At 36.7% G+C, this 17,981-nt stretch carries 19 protein-coding genes; 3 read left to right on the top strand and 16 right to left on the bottom strand.

Annotated elements, in window-relative coordinates; genetic code table 11:
* Nucleotides 1-21: 21 nt before the first annotated feature.
* From CHB68_RS17595 to CHB68_RS17585, 3 genes are read right to left on the bottom strand one after another with little or no spacing between them, the layout of a single operon-like run.
* Nucleotides 22-1,314 carry a DASH family cryptochrome gene (locus CHB68_RS17595; RefSeq protein WP_089263093.1) on the bottom strand — a complete coding sequence of 431 codons (1,293 nt, stop codon included), beginning with the start codon at nt 1,312-1,314 and terminating at the stop codon, nt 22-24.
* Nucleotides 1,315-1,328: 14 nt separating this feature from the next.
* Nucleotides 1,329-1,466: a DUF2256 domain-containing protein gene (locus CHB68_RS17590; protein WP_089263091.1), complete on the bottom strand. Its 138-nt coding sequence runs from the start codon at nt 1,464-1,466 to the stop codon at nt 1,329-1,331.
* Nucleotides 1,466-2,101, bottom strand: coding sequence for a flavin reductase family protein (locus CHB68_RS17585; protein ID WP_089263089.1), 636 nt, complete (start codon nt 2,099-2,101; stop codon nt 1,466-1,468). Before CHB68_RS17585 ends, CHB68_RS17590 begins: the two co-directional genes overlap by 1 nt.
* 152 nt (nt 2,102-2,253) lie before the next feature.
* On the opposite strand from CHB68_RS17585, the gene CHB68_RS17580 reads away from it, so the two are divergent.
* Nucleotides 2,254-3,597 (top strand): FAD-dependent oxidoreductase, encoded by a 1,344-nt coding sequence (locus CHB68_RS17580; protein ID WP_089263087.1) that lies wholly within the window; start codon nt 2,254-2,256, stop codon nt 3,595-3,597.
* Here the strand turns inward: CHB68_RS17580 and CHB68_RS17575 are convergent, their stop codons facing one another.
* From CHB68_RS17575 to CHB68_RS17565, 3 genes are read right to left on the bottom strand one after another with little or no spacing between them, the layout of a single operon-like run.
* Nucleotides 3,598-4,071 (bottom strand): DUF4174 domain-containing protein, encoded by a 474-nt coding sequence (locus CHB68_RS17575; RefSeq protein WP_089263085.1) that lies wholly within the window; start codon nt 4,069-4,071, stop codon nt 3,598-3,600.
* Between the two features lie 12 nt (nt 4,072-4,083).
* The gene (locus tag CHB68_RS17570; RefSeq protein WP_089263083.1) at nt 4,084-4,863 is read right to left on the bottom strand and encodes a zinc ribbon domain-containing protein; all 780 of its coding nucleotides are present in this window, start codon (nt 4,861-4,863) and stop codon (nt 4,084-4,086) included.
* Between the two features lies 1 nt (nt 4,864).
* A complete protein-coding gene (locus tag CHB68_RS17565; protein WP_089263109.1) occupies nt 4,865-5,959 on the bottom strand; it encodes a Nif3-like dinuclear metal center hexameric protein in 1,095 nt (364 codons plus the stop codon).
* A gap of 50 nt (nt 5,960-6,009) precedes the next feature.
* Here CHB68_RS17565 and lpxK point away from each other — a divergent pair, with 50 nt between their 5' ends.
* Nucleotides 6,010-7,008 carry a tetraacyldisaccharide 4'-kinase gene (lpxK, locus tag CHB68_RS17560; protein WP_089263081.1) on the top strand — a complete coding sequence of 333 codons (999 nt, stop codon included), beginning with the start codon at nt 6,010-6,012 and terminating at the stop codon, nt 7,006-7,008.
* Here lpxK and CHB68_RS17555 read toward each other — a convergent pair.
* The 9 genes from CHB68_RS17555 to CHB68_RS17515 all read right to left on the bottom strand — a co-directional run bounded on the left by CHB68_RS17555 (nt 6,992) and on the right by CHB68_RS17515 (nt 15,891).
* Nucleotides 6,992-9,148, bottom strand: a complete 2,157-nt coding sequence (locus tag CHB68_RS17555) for a hybrid sensor histidine kinase/response regulator (protein WP_089263107.1) — start codon at nt 9,146-9,148, stop codon at nt 6,992-6,994. The genes lpxK and CHB68_RS17555 overlap by 17 nt on opposite strands.
* Before the next feature lie 56 nt (nt 9,149-9,204).
* Nucleotides 9,205-10,215 (bottom strand): type I glyceraldehyde-3-phosphate dehydrogenase, encoded by a 1,011-nt coding sequence (gene gap, locus CHB68_RS17550; RefSeq protein WP_089263079.1) that lies wholly within the window; start codon nt 10,213-10,215, stop codon nt 9,205-9,207.
* Between the two features lie 85 nt (nt 10,216-10,300).
* On the bottom strand, nt 10,301-11,176 hold the full coding sequence (lipA, locus tag CHB68_RS17545) for a lipoyl synthase (protein WP_089263077.1): 876 nt from the start codon (nt 11,174-11,176) through the stop codon (nt 10,301-10,303).
* Between the two features lie 108 nt (nt 11,177-11,284).
* Nucleotides 11,285-11,842, bottom strand: a complete 558-nt coding sequence (locus CHB68_RS17540) for an RNA polymerase sigma factor (protein WP_089263075.1) — start codon at nt 11,840-11,842, stop codon at nt 11,285-11,287.
* A 41-nt stretch (nt 11,843-11,883) separates the two neighbouring features.
* Nucleotides 11,884-12,087 (bottom strand): membrane or secreted protein, encoded by a 204-nt coding sequence (locus CHB68_RS17535; RefSeq protein ID WP_089263073.1) that lies wholly within the window; start codon nt 12,085-12,087, stop codon nt 11,884-11,886.
* A 73-nt stretch (nt 12,088-12,160) separates the two neighbouring features.
* Nucleotides 12,161-12,919, bottom strand: coding sequence for an anti-sigma factor domain-containing protein (locus CHB68_RS17530; RefSeq protein WP_089263070.1), 759 nt, complete (start codon nt 12,917-12,919; stop codon nt 12,161-12,163).
* Nucleotides 12,916-13,479 carry an RNA polymerase sigma factor gene (locus CHB68_RS17525; protein ID WP_089263068.1) on the bottom strand — a complete coding sequence of 188 codons (564 nt, stop codon included), beginning with the start codon at nt 13,477-13,479 and terminating at the stop codon, nt 12,916-12,918. The genes CHB68_RS17530 and CHB68_RS17525 overlap by 4 nt, the downstream gene beginning before the upstream one ends.
* A gap of 205 nt (nt 13,480-13,684) precedes the next feature.
* A complete protein-coding gene (gene murB / locus CHB68_RS17520; protein ID WP_089263066.1) occupies nt 13,685-14,701 on the bottom strand; it encodes a UDP-N-acetylmuramate dehydrogenase in 1,017 nt (338 codons plus the stop codon).
* A complete protein-coding gene (locus CHB68_RS17515; RefSeq protein WP_089263064.1) occupies nt 14,701-15,891 on the bottom strand; it encodes a pyridoxal phosphate-dependent aminotransferase in 1,191 nt (396 codons plus the stop codon). The genes murB and CHB68_RS17515 overlap by 1 nt, the downstream gene beginning before the upstream one ends.
* A 148-nt stretch (nt 15,892-16,039) precedes the next feature.
* On the opposite strand from CHB68_RS17515, the gene CHB68_RS17510 reads away from it, so the two are divergent.
* On the top strand, nt 16,040-17,371 hold the full coding sequence (locus CHB68_RS17510) for an aspartyl protease family protein (protein WP_089263105.1): 1,332 nt from the start codon (nt 16,040-16,042) through the stop codon (nt 17,369-17,371).
* Nucleotides 17,372-17,434: 63 nt separating this feature from the next.
* Here CHB68_RS17510 and CHB68_RS17505 read toward each other — a convergent pair whose 3' ends face one another.
* Nucleotides 17,435-17,827, bottom strand: a complete 393-nt coding sequence (locus tag CHB68_RS17505; protein WP_089263062.1) for a DUF1573 domain-containing protein — start codon at nt 17,825-17,827, stop codon at nt 17,435-17,437.
* Nucleotides 17,828-17,981: the final 154 nt, after the last annotated feature.

The raw sequence follows: 17,981 nt of genomic DNA, 5'->3' as shown, positions 1-17,981 counted from the left end.
TTATTTGTGGGGGTACTGCAGTTAAAACAAGGTATCCTGCAACCATAGACGTTGGTACTTGCCATTACCATCATAGCGCTCAGCTTGAATTTTTATATTAAACTTTCTGTCCCTTGGGTCATTGCCCACTCCACTGGCATACATCCAATTTCCATAATTGCTGTGCACATCATAATCAATTAGCATACTTTCAAAATAGGCAGCTCCTATACGCCAATCCTGTTCTTTTTCCTTTGACCAAAAACTTGCTACATTTTGCCTTCCTCTATTGCTCATCCATCCGGTCATAGCCAATTCTTTCATATTGGCATTTACAAAAGGTTCATTGGTCATACCGTTTATCCAATCGGTTTTTATGCTCTTGGTGTTTTTCCAATCATATTTTTTTTGGAGGATACCCTGTTGCAGAAAAATAGTATTTTGATGTTTTAAGGATATATATTTAAAATAATCACGCCAAATAAGTTCAAATATGAGCCAATAGGTATCTTGGTTCTTGGTAATTTCTTTCTCAAAATGCTTGACTTCCCAAAAGATCATTCTAGGTGAGATACTGCCATTGGCCAACCACGGGGATAGTTTAGAACTATAATCAGTGCCAACAAGTCCGTTTCTGGTCTTTTTATAATATGCCAGTTTTCTGGTTTTCCAAAAATAGTGGTCAATTCTTTCTTTGGCTTCAGAAGTGCCTCCTTTAAAGGGAAAGGCCGTACGTTTATCCACGGTGAACTCATTAAATCCTAATTCCGTTATGGTAGGTATATGCGTATGGGTTTCAATAAGATTATCCAAAGGTAATGTATGAGTGATCTTGGCTATGGGCCTTACCTTTACGGTAAGCTCACATTTTTTTCTAAAACTCGTAAAAATTTCAGGTATGGAGTCATAGGATGAATAGGGTATATCCTCTGGATGAAATAAAAATTGATCAAAGGTTTCAATGAACGTGGTAGACCTTGCCTTATTCTTAACCATATTAACTATATCCTGCTCGTCTCTTGTCCATTCTTTCTGTAAATACACATTATCTATTTGATGTAAATTTATCAATTGCGTAAGATGGGTAGCTGATTCTCCTTGATATACAAATAAGGGTATATGGAGTTGTTTTAACTGCTCTTTTAAATTTTTTAAGGTCTCTATTAAAAATTTGGCCCTAAATTTTTCAGTTCTTTTAAATCCATATATATCCTCTTTAAAAAAAAGTGATTCAAAACAATAGTAGGCTATAACCTTTTTGCCTTTCATGGCATGAACCAATGAAATATTGTCCTCTATTCTTAAATCATTTCTAAACCAAATGATATTGTTCATGATATAGTTTTTGGTTAAGCTTTATTTCTTCTACATTTTTCGCTACAATATTTTACCTCTTCCCAATTGCTTTCCCATTTTTTGCGCCACGTAAATGGTCTTTTGCATACCGCACAGATTTTGGTTGGTAAAAATTGTTTCTTATGGGCCATTATAAGATGGTTTTGATGAGTTCATCTGGTTGTTGATAATTGAACCTGTTTAACAGTTTAGGCAATGCATAACCATCTAGCCCAATAATAGCAGCCGTATCCGCTTTCTCTAAGTGTAACCAGCCATCGTCTTGAATAATATTTTCCGGTAGGTACAAGTGTTCAATAGCTCCAATAATCAATAGGCATCCATTTTCCTTAATCGTATACTCGTTTATATAGCTACAACCTATCTTTATATTACTTTGCGCTACGTACGGGGCAAAAAAATCATCCAAATACATTTCGGTTAAACCGGTTTTGGAAAATTCTGAAATATCTGGATTATAACTGGCGGATGTATGGTGGGCCGCTTTGATAATTGAACTAGTTATTTGATTGACCGTAAAAAAACCGGTTTCCTTAAAATTATGGTAAGTATCTCTCCTTACGGTCAATGGTCTAAGAATAAAACCTAGCATTGGAGGGTTACTACCAATATGTACTACGGAATTGAAGACCGCTAAATTACTGATACCATTTTTATCCTTTGACCCAATTAGATTGGCAGATTTATATCCGGTACAGGTATTGATGAGATGGGCCCTGTGCCTGCTGGGAAGTTTTTGCAACGCTTCAATATTGAAATATTTCAAAATAAAAATTGTTTAATTAATTTTAAATAAAGTTAAACATTATAATCGTAAGAATTCCAAATTGATTTGTTTAGTTTGTATAATGAATGCTATAAATAGTTCATTATTTGCTACATTTAACATTCACTTAATGATGGCATAAAGCCTCAAGCATGACCCAAGAAAGAAAAAATATAGCCATTATAGGCTCCGGACTAGTAGGTTCATTACTGGCAATTTATTTAAAAAGATACGGGCACCGCATAACGGTGTTCGATAGAAGGCCCGATATTAGAAATATAGAATTTTCAGGAAGGTCGATCAACTTGGCCATGAGCAATAGGGGGTGGAATGCCTTAAAAGCCGTGGGCCTGGAAGAGGAGATTAAGACCATTGCCATTCCATTGGACAAGCGTGCCATGCATGTTATAGGTAAACCAGAGTATTATCAAAAATATGGAAAGGACGGTGAAGCTATATGGTCCATATCAAGGGGGGTACTGAACAGGAAGATGATAGACCTTGCGGAAAAAAATGGTGTAGATTTTCGTTTTGAGGAAAAGGTATGGGATATAGACTTACCAGAGGCCAAAATATTTACGGGTGAGAGTGAAAAAGGAGAATGGAAAGAATACGAATATGATTTGGTATTTGGCTGTGACGGTGCCTTTTCTAGGGTGCGCCACAAAATGCAGCGCCGCAGTAGGTTTGATTATTCCCAGGATTTTATTGACGTAGGATATAAGGAGCTAACCATACCTGCCAATAGTGACGGTACACATAAGTTGGACAAAAATTCATTTCATATCTGGCCACGGGGCAAATTTATGTTCATAGCCATGCCCAATTTAGATGGTAGCTTTACGTGTACGTTGTTCATGCCGTTTGAAGGGGATGTATCCTTTGAAAGTATTAAGACCAAGCAAGACGCGGTCTTGTTCTTTACGACCTATTTTCCCAATGTAAAAAATGAAATAGAAAACTTAACGGAAGATTTTTTTAAAAACCCTACCAGTGCCATGGTTACCATGAAATGTTACCCATGGACCTATTGGAACAAAGTAGCGCTAGTGGGAGATTCTGCACATGCAGTTGTTCCTTTTTATGGTCAGGGAATGAACGCCGGTTTTGAGGATATTTATGTGCTCGACCAGATAATACAAGAACTGGGCAATGATTGGGAAAAAATTTTTCAGACCTATCAAGAAAGGAGAAAACCTAATGCGGACGCCATTGCAGAATTAAGTTATCGAAATTTTGTGGAAATGAGCAGTAAGACCGCGGATGCCAATTTTTTGCTACAAAAGAAAATTGAAAAACACTTTGCCTCCAAATATCCGGATAAATGGGTGCCCGCATATAGTAGAGTTACCTTTTCCCTAAGACCTTATGCAGAAGCATTGGCAGAAGGAGATGCGCAAGAGGCCATTATGAAAGAGGTGATGAAAATGCCCGATTTGGATAAAAAATGGGATAGTAGGGAAGTAGAGGAAAAAATATTGGAACTATTGGGCTAATCAGTATTTTGATTTTATTTCAGACTTTCTCATGGGCATACTATCAATGAGGTCAAATAATTTTTTAAGGTCCAAAGGATATGGTTCCTGTGCTTTAATGCCACCATCCTTACCAATTAAGATATAGCCATCATTTAAAGTATTGAGAGAGGCAACCGGTTTAAGGTCTACCAATTCATTTTCTAAAGTATAAAATTTGTCTTTGTTGAGAATAAGGACCATGAGGTCCCTTTCCTGAACGTTCTGCTGTGCCCCATTGATTTTTTGTATGGCTTGGTCTACTGAACTGGTATTGGCTGCGTTACTACTTAAAATTAGTATTCTATTCTTCCATTGAAAATCCTTGATTGTTTGTGCGTTTATCATATGGATATGAAAGAGTGCAGATAATATTAGTAAAAGGTGATGTAGCCTCATTAAAAGTAATATACTAAAAAAAGGCCATCTTCTAAAAGATGGCCTTTTTATTCTCATGATGAATTGTTCTTATAACTTTGCGAACATTTTTTGCATTTTTTCGCTTTCCTCTTCGGCTAACGTTGGGTCAACCAAAATACGACCACTATGCTCATCTGTAATTATTTTTTTCCTTGAGGCAATTTCTACCTGTACTTGAGGTGGAATAGTAAAGAAAGAACCACCAGAAGCACCTCTTTCAATAGGTACAACGGCTAAACCGTTCTTAACGTTTTTGCGAATACGCGCATAAGCTTTTACCAAACGTTCTTCAATCTTATCTTGAAACTTGATGGACTCTTCCAATAAAGCTTTTTCCTCTTTTTCCGTTTCGGCCAATATGGCGTTCAACTCGCCCTTCTTATGCTTTAAATGTGCCTCGCGTTCCGCTAAACGTTCTTTAGTATCAGAAATTACAGCTTTCTTTTGCTCTATTTGGGCCTTGAACTCTTTAATGTTCTTTTCTGCCAATTGTATTTCCAATTCTTGAAATTCCAATTCTTTGCTGATAGAATTGAATTCTCTACTGTTACGAACATTTTTTTGTTGTTCGCCGTATTTTTTAATTAGGGCCTTAGCTTCTTCAATTAGATTTTTCTTGGCGCCGATTTCGAAGTTGATGTTCTCTAAATCAGTTTTAAGTTTATCCATTCTCGTTTTTAGGCCTAGGACTTCATCTTCCAAATCTTCTACTTCTAAAGGTAGTTCTCCACGAACATTCCTTATTTCATCGACTCTAGAATCAATTAATTGCAAATCATATAATGCTCTTAACTTCGCTTCTACAGAGGAATCTTCTTTTTTTGCCATATTAAAAATAATTGATGGGATTTGTTATACTTTCCGATAAATGGACTGCAAAATTAGGAATTTTTTTTGTAAGATAATCAACTAAAAGGTTTTTTGTAAACTGCTCAGTTTCAAAGTGTCCTATATCTGCTAAAACAATTTGGTTTTCAGCCTCGTAAAATTGATGATATTTAAGGTCTGCGGTTATGAAAACATCGGCACCTGCTTCCTTTGCCGCACTAATTGCAAACGATCCGCTTCCGCCAAGAACCGCAACTTTTTTAATTGGTCTATTTAAAAATTTTGAATGTCTAACGATCGGTGTTTTCATTTTAAGCTTCAAATCACTTAAAAATTGTTGTTCTGGCAGCGCATTTGCCAATTCTCCGATCATTCCCATACCTATGTAGGGGTTGGTGTTGTCCAATGTTTGAATGTCATAAGCTACTTCCTCGTACGGATGGCTGTCCAATAACGCATTGACCACTGCCGTGGTTTTATTTTTGGTCATGATACAAGTAAGCATGATTTCTTGTTCCGTATGGGTTTCCCCAATGGTTCCTTTTGTGGGATTGGCATTACTATTGGCCTTGTAACTTCCTTTGCCCTCTACGGAAAAACTACAGTTAGAATAATTGCCAATTTCTCCGGCACCTGCTGTAAAGAGGGCTTGTTTAACATCATCACTATTTTCTACCGGAACATAGGTCGTCAATTTTTTAAACGTAGATTTTTGGGGCAATAATATTTTAGTGTTGCTTAGGCCCAACACTTCACAAATTTTGGCATTTACACCATGTCTTGCATTATCTAAAGCCGTATGGTTGGCATATATGGCAATGTCATTTTTTATGGCTTTGATTACTACGCGTTCCACATAATTTTTGCCGGTTATCTTTTTTAGTCCCCCAAAAATTATGGGGTGAAAGCTAACGATCAGGTTACATTTTTTAGCAATGGCTTCATCCACTACATTTTCTAAGGTATCCAAGGTTACCAGGACTCCGGTGACCTCTGTGGTTGCATTGCCTATTAAAAGGCCTACATTGTCAAAATCCTCTGCAAAGTTTAGCGGTGCAAACTCCTCTAGGATATTCATAATATCGTTTATGGTCATTTTGTTGAAAAATAAGATATTCAAAGATAAATTATTATAATTTCGTACTAATGCAGGTAATACGAAAACTTCTTTTGCCCATTTCATTCATTTATGGACTTATTGTCTTTATACGAAATAAGTGTTTTGACTTTGGTATATTTTCTTCAAAGACTTTTGCTGTAAAAACCATTTGTGTGGGCAATTTAAGCGTTGGTGGCACTGGTAAGACCCCAATGATAGAATTGCTGGTAAGAACATTACAGGATAATTATGCCATAGCTATATTAAGTAGGGGCTACAAAAGAAAAACAACTGGCTTTTTGTTGTCCACAGGGGATACTCGAGTAGAGGATATGGGCGATGAACCCTATCAGTTAAAAAGCAAGTTTCCAAAAGTAGCTGTTGCTGTAGATGCCGATAGAAGAAACGGTATAGCCCAGTTGAAAATAAATGTACATCCTGATGTAATTTTACTGGACGACGCTTTTCAACATAGAAAAGTAAATCCTGGATTTTCAATTCTCTTAACGGCCTATGACAATCTATATGTTGAAGATTGGTATTTACCAACGGGAAGTTTACGAGATAATAAGGGCGAGGCAAAACGCGCCCATATGATTGTGGTAACCAAGTGTCCGGCCAATTTATCTGAACATGAGAAGGATGCCATCAGGTCCAAGATTGGTCCAAAAATAAACCAGCAAGTATTGTTTGGTCATTTAAGCTATAATAAGCAATTAAAGGGTAATCGTATTTATTTACACGAGCTTAGGGGTAAGCATGTTACCTTGGTTACGGGTATTGCAAATCCAGACCCATTATTGCAATTTTTAAAAAAGGAAGGGCTCGTTTTTGAACATCTTAAATTTAACGATCATCATTTCTTTAGCGATAAGGAGCTAAACTTGTTGAGAAAAAAGGATTGCATCTTAACTACGGAGAAAGATTATGTAAGGTTGAAATCACATTTAGATAACTTACATTTTATAGAAGTATCCCATACGTTTAACATTCAGGATAACGAATTGTTCCAAAAGGAACTGTACAATTTTATGAAATTGAATTAGGTTTTTTGTCAAAAATATTCTCACCTATTTTTTGGTAAAATACCTCTGGTTTAAATGGCTTTGTAACCACATCGTTACATCCGGCGGCGTAAAAACTCTCCAAACTGTCATCTAACGAAATTGCTGTCAAAGCAATAATAGGGGTGTCTTGATTAAATTTTCTTATTTCAATGGTTGCTTCCTCACCACTTATGCCGGGCATATGAATATCCATTAATATGGCATCATACACATTTTCTTGCGCTAGGGTAATTGCCTCATGACCATTATTGGCAATGTCACTGGTCATTTCTTTTTTAGACAGCATTTTTTTGGTAATGACTTGGTTGATTTTATTGTCCTCAACGATAAGCAGATGAAGATTTTTAAAATCATAGTCCTTTTGTGCCGTTTCAAAAGTAAAGTCCTCCGGAAGGTCTTCCATACTGGTCATTGCAATCTCAAAAGAAAATGAACTTCCTTCGCCCAAGGTACTTTCCAATTCTATTTTACTGTTGAACAAACCTAATAGGCTTTTTACAATGGTAAGGCCTAGACCAGTACCGCCATATTCCCTGTTGATCTGTATAGATCCTTGCTCAAATCCGTCAAAAATACTTTTTTGTTTTTCTTTTGAAATACCAATACCATTGTCGGTTACTTCAAAAAATATCTTAACCTGATCATTATTTTTTTCCAATAATTTGGTGGTAATGCGTACTTCCCCTCCTTTGGTGAACTTAATTGCATTTCCTATCAAGTTCATGAATATTTGTGAAAGTTTAAGAGGGTCGCTCAACATATGTCCGGGTATGCTTTCATCATACTCCAATATCAATTTGGTTTTGTTTGCTTTGGCACTTTGGGACAATGAATTGATAACCTCGTTAATGACCTTTTTAAGGTTGAACTCCATGTTTAGGGGTTCCAGTTTATTGGCATCAATTTTATTGATATGTAAAATATCGTTGATGAAATTAAGCAGGTAGTCTCCAGAAAATTTTAGGGCCTTTAGATGTTCTTTTTGATGTTCCTCTGGATTTTCCTCTAACAGTAAATGGGTGAGCCCTGTAACCGCATAAAGAGGTGTTCTGAGCTCATGGCTTACCGTTGAAAGAAAATTTGTTTTGGCTTCCATGGCCTGTACCGCACCATCACGGGCAATTTGCAGTTCCTTGTTCTTAGTCTGTAAAAGGTCGTTGGTCTTTAATTTTATTTGATTGTTCCGGTAAAGGGTTACGGCCAATAATGAAATAATAATTAAAAACGAACTGATCAATATCGTAGTAAATTCTGATCTGTTCTGGGATTCTGTAAGCTCCTCAATTTTCTTTTCTTGACGGGCAATTTCCTCTGTTTTGTAATCGTCCCTTATTTTATCTGCAGTTTTGGCCTCAATTTTAATTTTATCGACATTAAAGATAGAATCTTTAAGCTTGACCAAGTTTTGGCTATTTACCAATGATTTTTGGTATAATCCCAATTTTTCATAAACATTGGTCAACAATGTGTTGGCGTCCTTTATATCTACTAAAAATCCGTTTTGCGTAGCTAGGGCAAGAGCATTCTCCCCATTTTTTGCGGACTCCGTTAAATTGTTGGTTCTTAGGTTTAATTTTGCAAGGGTCAAATAAGCTTGTGTGGCCAAATATTCTTTTTCATAAACATCTGTATTGACGATCAATGAATTTAGATTTTTTGTGGCGCTCTCATACTTTTCAAGATTAATATAGATTTTGGCTTCTGTCAAAATTAAATTATTGAAAAAATTACGATCATTGTTAAGCTGTTTGGCCTCATTGATCATAAATAAAGCTTGAAAATTGCGCTTGCTTCTATACAGAAGAATTGCTTCAATATATTTATGCATGGCGTCACCATAAGGATATTCAATATCCTTTAATAATACACTGGCGCGGTCCCAATAGAATTCAGTATCACCTTCTTTATCTATTTTAAGATAGAGTAGTGCCAGTTCATGTAAACTGTCAATTAATGATTTTACATCTTCATTCTTCTCCGCTTCCGAAGCGGCGGTATTCAGGGTTTCTAGGGCTAGGTCAATCTTATTTTGATTTCTAAAAGTTCTGGCCTGGTCAAAATAGGGCTGAATTTCTTTTGGCTGTACAAAATCCTGACAAAATAGAGTTGTGGATGCCATTATATAAAATAATGGAACCAATATAAAGAGTAACGCTTTATGTAATTTGATGGTTTTCAAATATACTTTTTACCGTTCATAAAATTAATTAAATCTATAATTCTACTACTATATCCGGTTTCATTATCGTACCAGCCAATAATCTTGACCATTTTACCGATAACCGAAGTCATTAAAGAATCAAACGTACAAGAGTAACAACTATTGTTTATGTCTATAGAAACTATAGGGTCTTTTGTAAAGCAGAGAATGTTCTTAAACTCCGTTTGTGCCGCTTTTTCAAATGTATTGTTTATTTCTTCAATAGAAGTGTTCCTTTTTACATTTAGGGTAATATCAGTAAGAGAACCATTGGGAACGGGTACCCTAATACCGCAACCACCTATAACATCTGCCAATTGGGGAAAGATTCTGGTCAATGCTTTTGCCGCCCCGGTGGTGGTAGGTACAATAGATTGTGCGGCGGCACGTGCCCTTCTTAAATCCCTATGGGGCTGGTCATGCAGACTTTGGTCCGTAGTGTAAGAATGTATAGTGGTAATATACGCCTGTTCTATTCCGCAAAGGTCATTGACAATCTTGATCATTGGAGCCGCATTGTTTGTCGTACAAGAGGCATTAGAGACAATGTCATCAGAGGCGGACAACGTATTCTCATTTATTCCAAAAACAATCATTTTTATGTCATCCTCTATTGGTGGTACGGATAGAATTACTTTTTTGGCCCCATTTTTAATATGATGTGCCAAAATTTCCTTTTCCTTAAACTTACCCGTACATTCTACCACCAGATCAACATGATTAGTAGACCAATCTATTTTGGAAGGATGGTTATGGTTGGTCAAAGCTATGACCTGTTTATCTACAATAATATGCTGGTCCGTGTAATCAATTTCTTGATGCAATGGTCCATGTATACTATCGTATTTAAGTAAATGTGCTAAAGTCCTGGCATCTGCCAAATCATTGATAGCTACAACATTTAAGTGTTCATGTTGCAATAAAAGCCTAAATAGGGTTCTGCCGATTCTACCAAAACCATTAATGCCAATATTTATTTTTTGCATTGGTTAAATGAGGGTAAATTATGCCTATGATCGTTATTCCATGAACTTGCTTGTTCATGAAGTGTTATCAATGGAACTTGTAAAATTATAGTATATGCTTATGGGCTTTGTAAGAAGACCTTACCAAAGCACCGCTTTCTACATGTCTAAAACCCATTTCAAGACCAATTTCCTCGTATTTTTTAAATTGCTCCGGAGTTATAAATTCCTTTACAGGAAGATGTTTTTTTGATGGTTGTAGATATTGCCCAATGGTAACTACATCAACATTTGCCTTACGCAAGTCTGCCAACGTAGTGATTACTTCATCCTCATGTTCTCCTAGGCCCAACATAATCCCGGACTTGGTTCTATTGATACCTTCTTTTTTTAAGTAATTTAGGACCTCTAGGCTACGCTCATACTTAGCTTGTATACGCACTTCACGCGTTAGTCTTTTAACGGTTTCCATATTATGCGAAACAACTTCTGGAGAAACGGCTACAATTCTATCCAAGTGCTTTTCAATTCCTTGAAAATCAGGTATTAAGGTTTCTAATGTAGTTTGTGGATTCATTCTTCTAATGGCCTGCACGGTTTCGGCCCAAATAATGGATCCCATATCCTTAAGGTCATCTCTGTCCACTGAAGTAATCACCGCATGTTTAATTCCCATTATCTTAATGGAACGTGCAACTTTTTCAGGCTCTGCCCAATCTACTTGCTCTGGTCTTCCAGTTTTTACACCGCAAAATCCACAAGATCTGGTGCAAACATTACCCAATATCATAAATGTAGCGGTTCCTTCTCCCCAACACTCGCCCATATTTGGGCAGCTACCACTTGTGCAAATGGTGTGCAGGTCATATTTGTCTACCAAGCCACGTAATTGCGTGTATTTTTTACCGGTAGGTAATTTAACCCTTAACCATTTTGGTTTGCCTTTTGGTGGGGCAACGTTTTCTTTTAAGACTGTGGACATGCTATAATTTTAATACAAATATACGAACTAAAAAAGTCTCGTTAAAGAAGACAATGGGCGATAAATTTTTTAGAAAAAATCGTTATATCTATGTGCCTTTATAATCGGTTATTTGCGATTTTTGATTATTTCCAAAAGTAATTTTTTTGCCCGCAACAATTTTACCTTTACATTGTTCATGGGTTCGTTCAGGGCAGTTGCAATATCTGCATAACTAAGCTCTTGAAAATATCTTAAATTAATGACTTCTTGATAATGTGGCTTTAATTTTTTGATATCGTGCAACAAATCGGCCAAATTCTGTTCTTGGATCAATTGGTCTTCCATGGTAGGCGCAACATCCAATACGGTGGTAATGGCTTCAGAATTACTTCTTGAATCCAACAAACTTTTTTTGCGTTTACGGACCAGGTCTATATGAATGTTTTTGGATATGGCAATAAGCCATGTTTTAAAAACATATTTATCATTAAAGGTATGTATTTTGTCAAATGCCTTGGAAAAGGTCTGTATGGTAATATCCTCAGAATCGTTTTCGTTCTCGGTACGTTTTAATTGAAAACCATAGACATCGTTCCAAAACATATCCAACAAGCGGCTAAAAGCAATCTGGTTGCCTTCTTTGGCCTTAAGTATCGTTGTTTCTAAATCGTCTGCGTTATTCAAATAAAAGTATTGTGGGAACTCAATTTACAAATTAAATTACCTTATTCCGAAATTGTTTCTTTTCTACAATCCTGCTCGCTAGGTAACTTACCGCACATGCCACAGGCTTGTCCGTCTTGATTTAAATAAGGGCTTTGGCTTGCGCAAGTACCTGCAAATTCACCATTTTTTTTCGCCCAAATTTTTATGGCGATACCGGCAAACGCCAGTGCTAACAATCCAATGGTCAAAAATATTAGTTTCATATGCCTATTTTATGCAAAGATAAAAAATAAAGCCCCAAAATTGGGGCTTTAAGAATACTTTATATGTAAAAGTCTAGTACGCTATATTGGCTACTATATTATCCACATTAGGGGTATGGTTACCACCTTTTTGTTCAATGGTTATATAACCTACTGCGTTGTCCGCATAAGGTAAGGCCATTAATTTTTGTTGATCGCCCGCTTCTTCTATTACCCCTAGATTGATCATTTTACCATTTACCTCTGCCCACATTTGAAAACATTGGCTCTCTGGTATGTTAGGTAACTTACTTACGTTAATGTAAGATAACTTTTTAACAGGGTTGATATAGGCAACCGCTTTCAGCTCTTTTGCTTTTTGGTTTCCTTTTACATTATATTTTTTGGTCTGCGGGTTGTTCAACACTATAAATTGATTACGAACATCCTCTAACTGTTCCTTCATGTTTTCTTCCAGTAGCTTTATCTTATTGCTTACCACACTATTTTCTTCCTGTAATCCTTGGTTCTGGCTCCAGAAAAAAGTTGATATCCCGGCAAACATTATAGCGGCTATGCTAGCAGCTATGGCATAATTGAAGAATTTTTTCCTGCCAACGCGCTCAGATTTGATTCTGGAATGGATTTTATCCTTAAGTCCCTGTGGAGCTTCTATGGCATATTGCTTGGCAAAGAGTTCCAGGTTTTCCTGTAGCTCGTTGTACGTATCACGTACCTCCGGGTACATGGCGATATAACGCTCTACCTGTAAGGATTCCAGTTCTGTAGTGGTACCCAATAGGTACTGCTCTAAAAGATCAGAGTCTAGAAATTTTTTTATTTTGTCTTTCATAATACGAAGTTTAATAACAATGTGACTAGTGAAGGACCATAGATTTTACTTAATTCACGTAAACCTATTTTTAACCTTGATTTAATGGTTCCTAAAGGAATGTCCAATTCTTCGCTTGCTTCTTGTTGGGTCATACCTTGGAAAAAAAGAGCTTCTAGAACAATTTGATACTTATCTTCAATTTTTCCTAGATGTTCTTTTACATCCATTAATTCTGGCCTTGTACTTTCTATGCCTAACGTATATACGTCAGAAACGTCTATTTGGATTTCCTTATCTGTTTTTGTATTGACACTTCTTAATTTGTCTATAGCGGTATTGCGGGTAATTCTAAAAAGCCAAGTAAATAGTTTGGCTTTTTTAGGGTCGTAGGAATCTGCTTTTTTCCAGATTTTAACGAAAGATTCTTGAACCACGTCCTGTGCCAGTTCAGGGTCTCTGACCACTTTGTTGGCTACACCCAGCAAGGTGTCTGCATAGTTATCGTACAAGAGGGAAATGGCTTTTTCATTTCGCTCCTGTAACAGCTCTACAATATGATTTTCTAATAACGTGCTCATAATTTATAAAGATGCACAAGTTTTTTTTAAAATGAACATCCAAACTGCCCGGTTAGACCGTATATGCATAAACGCTAAATTATAAAATTGATTGTTAACGAAGCGTTATATGAAAATATATATCTAATAAGTGGTTAGCTGGTAACTACCACTTTGTTTTTGGTTAGTTTGGTTTGGTAATAACCCCTGTAAACTTTTACGGGGGTTATTTTATGATATTTACCTCAGGACCGATTTTTATACCAAAGCGACGCATAACCTCGTTAATGATTTGGTCCGCTAAGCCTAAAATATCCTCTCCGGTAGCATTTCCATAATTTACAAGAACCAGTGCCTGTTTTGTGTGTACGCCGGCATCGCCAATGCGTTTGCCTTTATACCCGCATTGCTCTATTAGCCATCCGGCAGGAATTTTAAAATAATCTTCGGAAACTTTATAATATGGCGCATTTGGTTGAGCTTCAATAAAAATATTGAACGCTTTTTTGGAAATTATTGGATTTTTAAAAAAACTGCCACTGTTCCCTAGTTCCTTTGGGTCAGGTAATTTACTTTGACGTATTGCTATGACCGCATTAGAAACATCTCTAATGGTTGGATTGGCGATCGAATTTTTGGATAATTCTTCCTCAATGGCCCCATAACCGGTCTTGATGATATGATGCTTTTTTGTAAATGAAAAAGTAACCGATGTAATAACGAATTTATCTTTCCCTTTATTTTTGAATAAAGAATCACGGTATCCAAAAGCACAGTCTTCCTTGGAAAACGTAATCAGTTTTTGGTCAGAAATGCGGACAGCTTCACATTCTAGAAAAGTATCCTTAAGTTCAACACCATAAGCACCAATATTCTGTATGGGGGCAGTTCCTGTATTTCCAGGTATAAGGGACATATTTTCAATACCGCCAAAATCATTATCCAGTGTCCATAATACCAGCTCATGCCAATTTTCCCCGGCCATTACTTTGACGCTTACTTGTTCTTGGTTTTCATTAATGATTTCCTTGCCTTTGATATTTATGTAGATGAACAAGGCATCAATATCCCCTGTAAGCAACATATTACTGCCGCCACCAATACATATTTTTCTTGGATAGCTGTCATTGCTTAATATTTCTTGCAATGCGCTTACGGAATTTATTTCAACAAAATATTTGGCACGGGCCGCTATACCAAATGTGTTGTAGTCCTTAAGTGAAAAATTTTCGAGTACGGTCATTAACCTTTATAAATTTTTAGGGCTTCGGCAAGAATATGTACCGCTCTTTTTAAACTTTCCTTATCCAAAACATATGCAATCCTTATTTGGTTGGTTCCCAGCCCTTCCGTTGCATAGAATCCTGCGGCCGGGGCCACCATAACGGTTTCATTATCTACCCTAAAGTCTTCTAAAAGCCATTGGGCAAAATGATCGGCATCTTTTATGGGCAGTTCGGCAATACAATAGAATGCGCCTTGCGGTTTGGCAATTTTTATACCCTCAATTTTTTGCAACTCGGCAATAAGTAAATTTCGTCTGGTCTCATACTCGGTCTTTACTTCTTCAAAATACGTATCGGGTGTATCCATAGCGGCCTCACTGGCTATTTGTGCATAGGTGGGCGGTGAGAGCCTAGCTTGGGCAAATTTTAATGCCGTTGCTATGAATTCTTTGTTCTTGGACACCAAAAAACCAATTCTGGCCCCGCACATACTATAGCGTTTGGAAACGGAATCAATGATAATGGCATGGTCGTCTATTCCCTCTTCTTTTAAGATAGAAGCGTGCGTTCTATTGTCATAGGTGAACTCTCTATATACTTCATCGGCAACAAGAAAAATATTATGCTTTTTAACCAATTTGGCCAGTTTTTGAATTTCTTCCTTACTGTATAAATAACCTGTTGGGTTGCCCGGGTTGCATATTAAAATGGCCCTGGTTCTGGAAGTAATCAATTTTTCAAATTCTTCAATAGGGGGTAGGGCAAAATTATTCTCCAATTTAGATACCACTGGTACAACTTTTACACCACAGGCAGTAGCAAATCCGTTATAATTGGCATAAAAGGGTTCCGGTATAATAATTTCGTCATCTGTATCCGCTATGGAGTTCATGGTGAATGACAAAGCTTCTGATCCGCCGGTAGTTACTATTATGTCAGATGGGTCAACAGGAATATTGTTCTTACTATAGTATTGGGCTATTTTGGTCCTAAAGGTCTCCGAGCCTTCCGTACGGCTGTATTCCAAAACGGCTATATCATTATTTTTTACCGCATCCAACGCCTGTTGAGGTGTTTTAATATCTGGCTGTCCTATATTAAGGTGTATAACCTTAACTCCGTTCTTTTTTGCATTTTCGGCAAAAGGAACAAGTTTACGTATAGGGGATTGTGGCATTTGTAGCCCTTTATTGGAAACTGATGGCATGTTCAAATTTATTTTACACAAAAGTGATAAATGATTATGGTTCTTACAATTTAATTGGGTTTTATTTGACGTACGATTCTGGTGTTAAAATAAAGTATTGCTCCTAAAAAATATGTATCTTGAAGAGGTTAACCAATTCAAAACGATTATGTTACACGTAAAAAAGTTTTTGGTTTCCTTGTTGGTGCTATCTTTTTCCTTGGCATGTTTTTCCCAAAAATATCAATTGACCAACGGGAAAAAATTTCATAAAGTCAAGTTTGAACTTATCAATAACTTAATGGTGATACCGGTAGAAGTAAATGGGACAGAACTATCATTTGTCTTGGATTCTGGGGTGGGTACACCAATACTCTTCAATTTATCCGATCAAGATTCCATTCAACTGAATAATGTTACGGAAATAACTATTAACGGGCTTGGTGAGGGTGATCCCATTAACGCTTTAAAATCTACTGGAAACAAGGTTAAATTGGGTAATGTGCAAAACTTAATGCAGAATATTTATGTTGTCATGGATGCCGGAATTAATTTCTCTCCCAATTTGGGGGTGCCTATTCATGGTATCATTGGCTATGATTTGTTTAGGGATTTTGTGGTCGATATAAACTACACGAACAAATCAATTAAGTTTTACGATCCGGACAGCTACACCCATAGAACGGCAAAAAATTCTAGGGTTTTAGACCTGTCGGTAATACGTAAAAAGGCTTATTTGAACGCTCACGTCTTGGTAAAGGATGATAAGGAAGTACCTGTGAAGCTTTTATTGGATACGGGCAGCAGTGATGCCGTTTGGTTGTTTGAGGATGACCAATTGAAAATTCCCCATAAGTATTATGAGGATTTTTTAGGAAAGGGGCTTGCGGGAAATATTTATGGAAAACGTACAAAAATTCACCGTTTAAAGATTTCGGATTTTGTTTTAAAGGATGCCAAAGCGGCTTTTCCAGATATGGAAACCTTTAATAGTATTATGGATTTTGGAGGTAGAAATGGCAGTTTGGGGGGTGAGGTCCTAAAACGGTTCAATATGGTATTTGATTATGGTAACCGTAAGTTGGTCCTTAGAAAGAATGCCAATTTTAATAAAATGTTTACTTATAATATTAGTGGAATAAATTTGGAACACGCCGGGGTACGTTATGTGGCGGAACGTATTGCCGATCGTAATGGGGTAGTTCATAATAATGAAAGAACGTATGGCGATGTTCAAATAATTTTACAGGGTGCTACTAGGCTTAGCTTAGTCCCTGAGATAATCGTGTCAGGAATACGGCAAGGGAGTCCGGCACATTCCGCAGGGCTGCAGGAAGGAGATGTCATTTTGGCGGTTAACGGTAAACGAATTTACCGCTATAAACTTCAAGAAATAATGACCATGTTAAATGAAAAAAAACATAAAAAAGTAAAGGTATTGGTAGAACGTTACAATAATAATTTACTTTTTAGCTTTGTACTTAAACCTTTGTTCGACTAATTTATGGATAAAAAAAGGCCCAACACAAGTGTTGGGCCTAACTTCTAAATTTGTACAATCTGTTTATTTTGTTCCGTCTGCAGCTTTTACTTCTCCTTTGATTTTCAAAACCTTTGTTGGCGTATCGGCATTGGAAATAACAGTAATGGCCTTTCTGATAGGGCCAACTCTGTTCGTATCATATTTTACCTGAATTTCACCAGTCTTGCCCGGTAAAATTGGATCTTCCGGTTTTTTAGGAATAGTACATCCACAACTAGAACTTACTTTACTGATGATTAGCGGTGCATTACCGGTATTTGTAAATTCAAAAACTCTTATTCCATCAGATCCCTTAGTGATTTCACCATAATCTACGGTCTCTGTTTTAAACTCTATTTTGGCTGCGGTATCCTGTGCCGTTACACTTAAACCTAGCAGGCCAACAAATAATACAAGTACTATTTTTTTCATCATAATTAATTTTGGGTGGACTTCAAAATTAAATCTTTTCAGATCAACCTCAAAATCCTTTTGTTATACTCTAACGTTACTTATTTTTGTTTCGTATTTATATTTAGGTAAAATTCAGCTGAAATGACCGTTAGAATGTCAATTCGGCTTTATTTTT

It is taken from the genome of Maribacter sedimenticola (genome assembly GCF_900188415.1).
GTDB classification, from domain to species: domain Bacteria; phylum Bacteroidota; class Bacteroidia; order Flavobacteriales; family Flavobacteriaceae; genus Maribacter; species Maribacter sedimenticola.
This window is presented reverse-complemented; position numbering and strand designations above follow the sequence as displayed.

Bases quoted from the DNA above. Each gene is read 5' to 3' on its own strand.
- CHB68_RS17595 (WP_089263093.1), bottom strand. From the start codon at position 1,314: ATGAACAATATCATTTGGTTTAGAAATGATTTAAGAATAGAGGACAAT.
- CHB68_RS17590 (WP_089263091.1), bottom strand. From the start codon at position 1,466: ATGGCCCATAAGAAACAATTTTTACCAACCAAAATCTGTGCGGTATGC.
- CHB68_RS17580 (WP_089263087.1), top strand. From the start codon at position 2,254: ATGACCCAAGAAAGAAAAAATATAGCCATTATAGGCTCCGGACTAGTA.
- CHB68_RS17575 (WP_089263085.1), bottom strand. From the start codon at position 4,071: ATGAGAATAAAAAGGCCATCTTTTAGAAGATGGCCTTTTTTTAGTATA.
- CHB68_RS17570 (WP_089263083.1), bottom strand. From the start codon at position 4,863: ATGGCAAAAAAAGAAGATTCCTCTGTAGAAGCGAAGTTAAGAGCATTA.
- CHB68_RS17565 (WP_089263109.1), bottom strand. From the start codon at position 5,959: ATGACCATAAACGATATTATGAATATCCTAGAGGAGTTTGCACCGCTA.
- lpxK (WP_089263081.1), top strand. From the start codon at position 6,010: ATGCAGGTAATACGAAAACTTCTTTTGCCCATTTCATTCATTTATGGA.
- CHB68_RS17555 (WP_089263107.1), bottom strand. From the start codon at position 9,148: ATGGCATCCACAACTCTATTTTGTCAGGATTTTGTACAGCCAAAAGAA.
- gap (WP_089263079.1), bottom strand. From the start codon at position 10,215: ATGCAAAAAATAAATATTGGCATTAATGGTTTTGGTAGAATCGGCAGA.
- lipA (WP_089263077.1), bottom strand. From the start codon at position 11,176: ATGTCCACAGTCTTAAAAGAAAACGTTGCCCCACCAAAAGGCAAACCA.
- CHB68_RS17535 (WP_089263073.1), bottom strand. From the start codon at position 12,087: ATGAAACTAATATTTTTGACCATTGGATTGTTAGCACTGGCGTTTGCC.
- CHB68_RS17530 (WP_089263070.1), bottom strand. From the start codon at position 12,919: ATGAAAGACAAAATAAAAAAATTTCTAGACTCTGATCTTTTAGAGCAG.
- CHB68_RS17525 (WP_089263068.1), bottom strand. From the start codon at position 13,479: ATGAGCACGTTATTAGAAAATCATATTGTAGAGCTGTTACAGGAGCGA.
- murB (WP_089263066.1), bottom strand. From the start codon at position 14,701: ATGACCGTACTCGAAAATTTTTCACTTAAGGACTACAACACATTTGGT.
- CHB68_RS17515 (WP_089263064.1), bottom strand. From the start codon at position 15,891: ATGCCATCAGTTTCCAATAAAGGGCTACAAATGCCACAATCCCCTATA.
- CHB68_RS17510 (WP_089263105.1), top strand. From the start codon at position 16,040: ATGTTACACGTAAAAAAGTTTTTGGTTTCCTTGTTGGTGCTATCTTTT.
- CHB68_RS17505 (WP_089263062.1), bottom strand. From the start codon at position 17,827: ATGATGAAAAAAATAGTACTTGTATTATTTGTTGGCCTGCTAGGTTTA.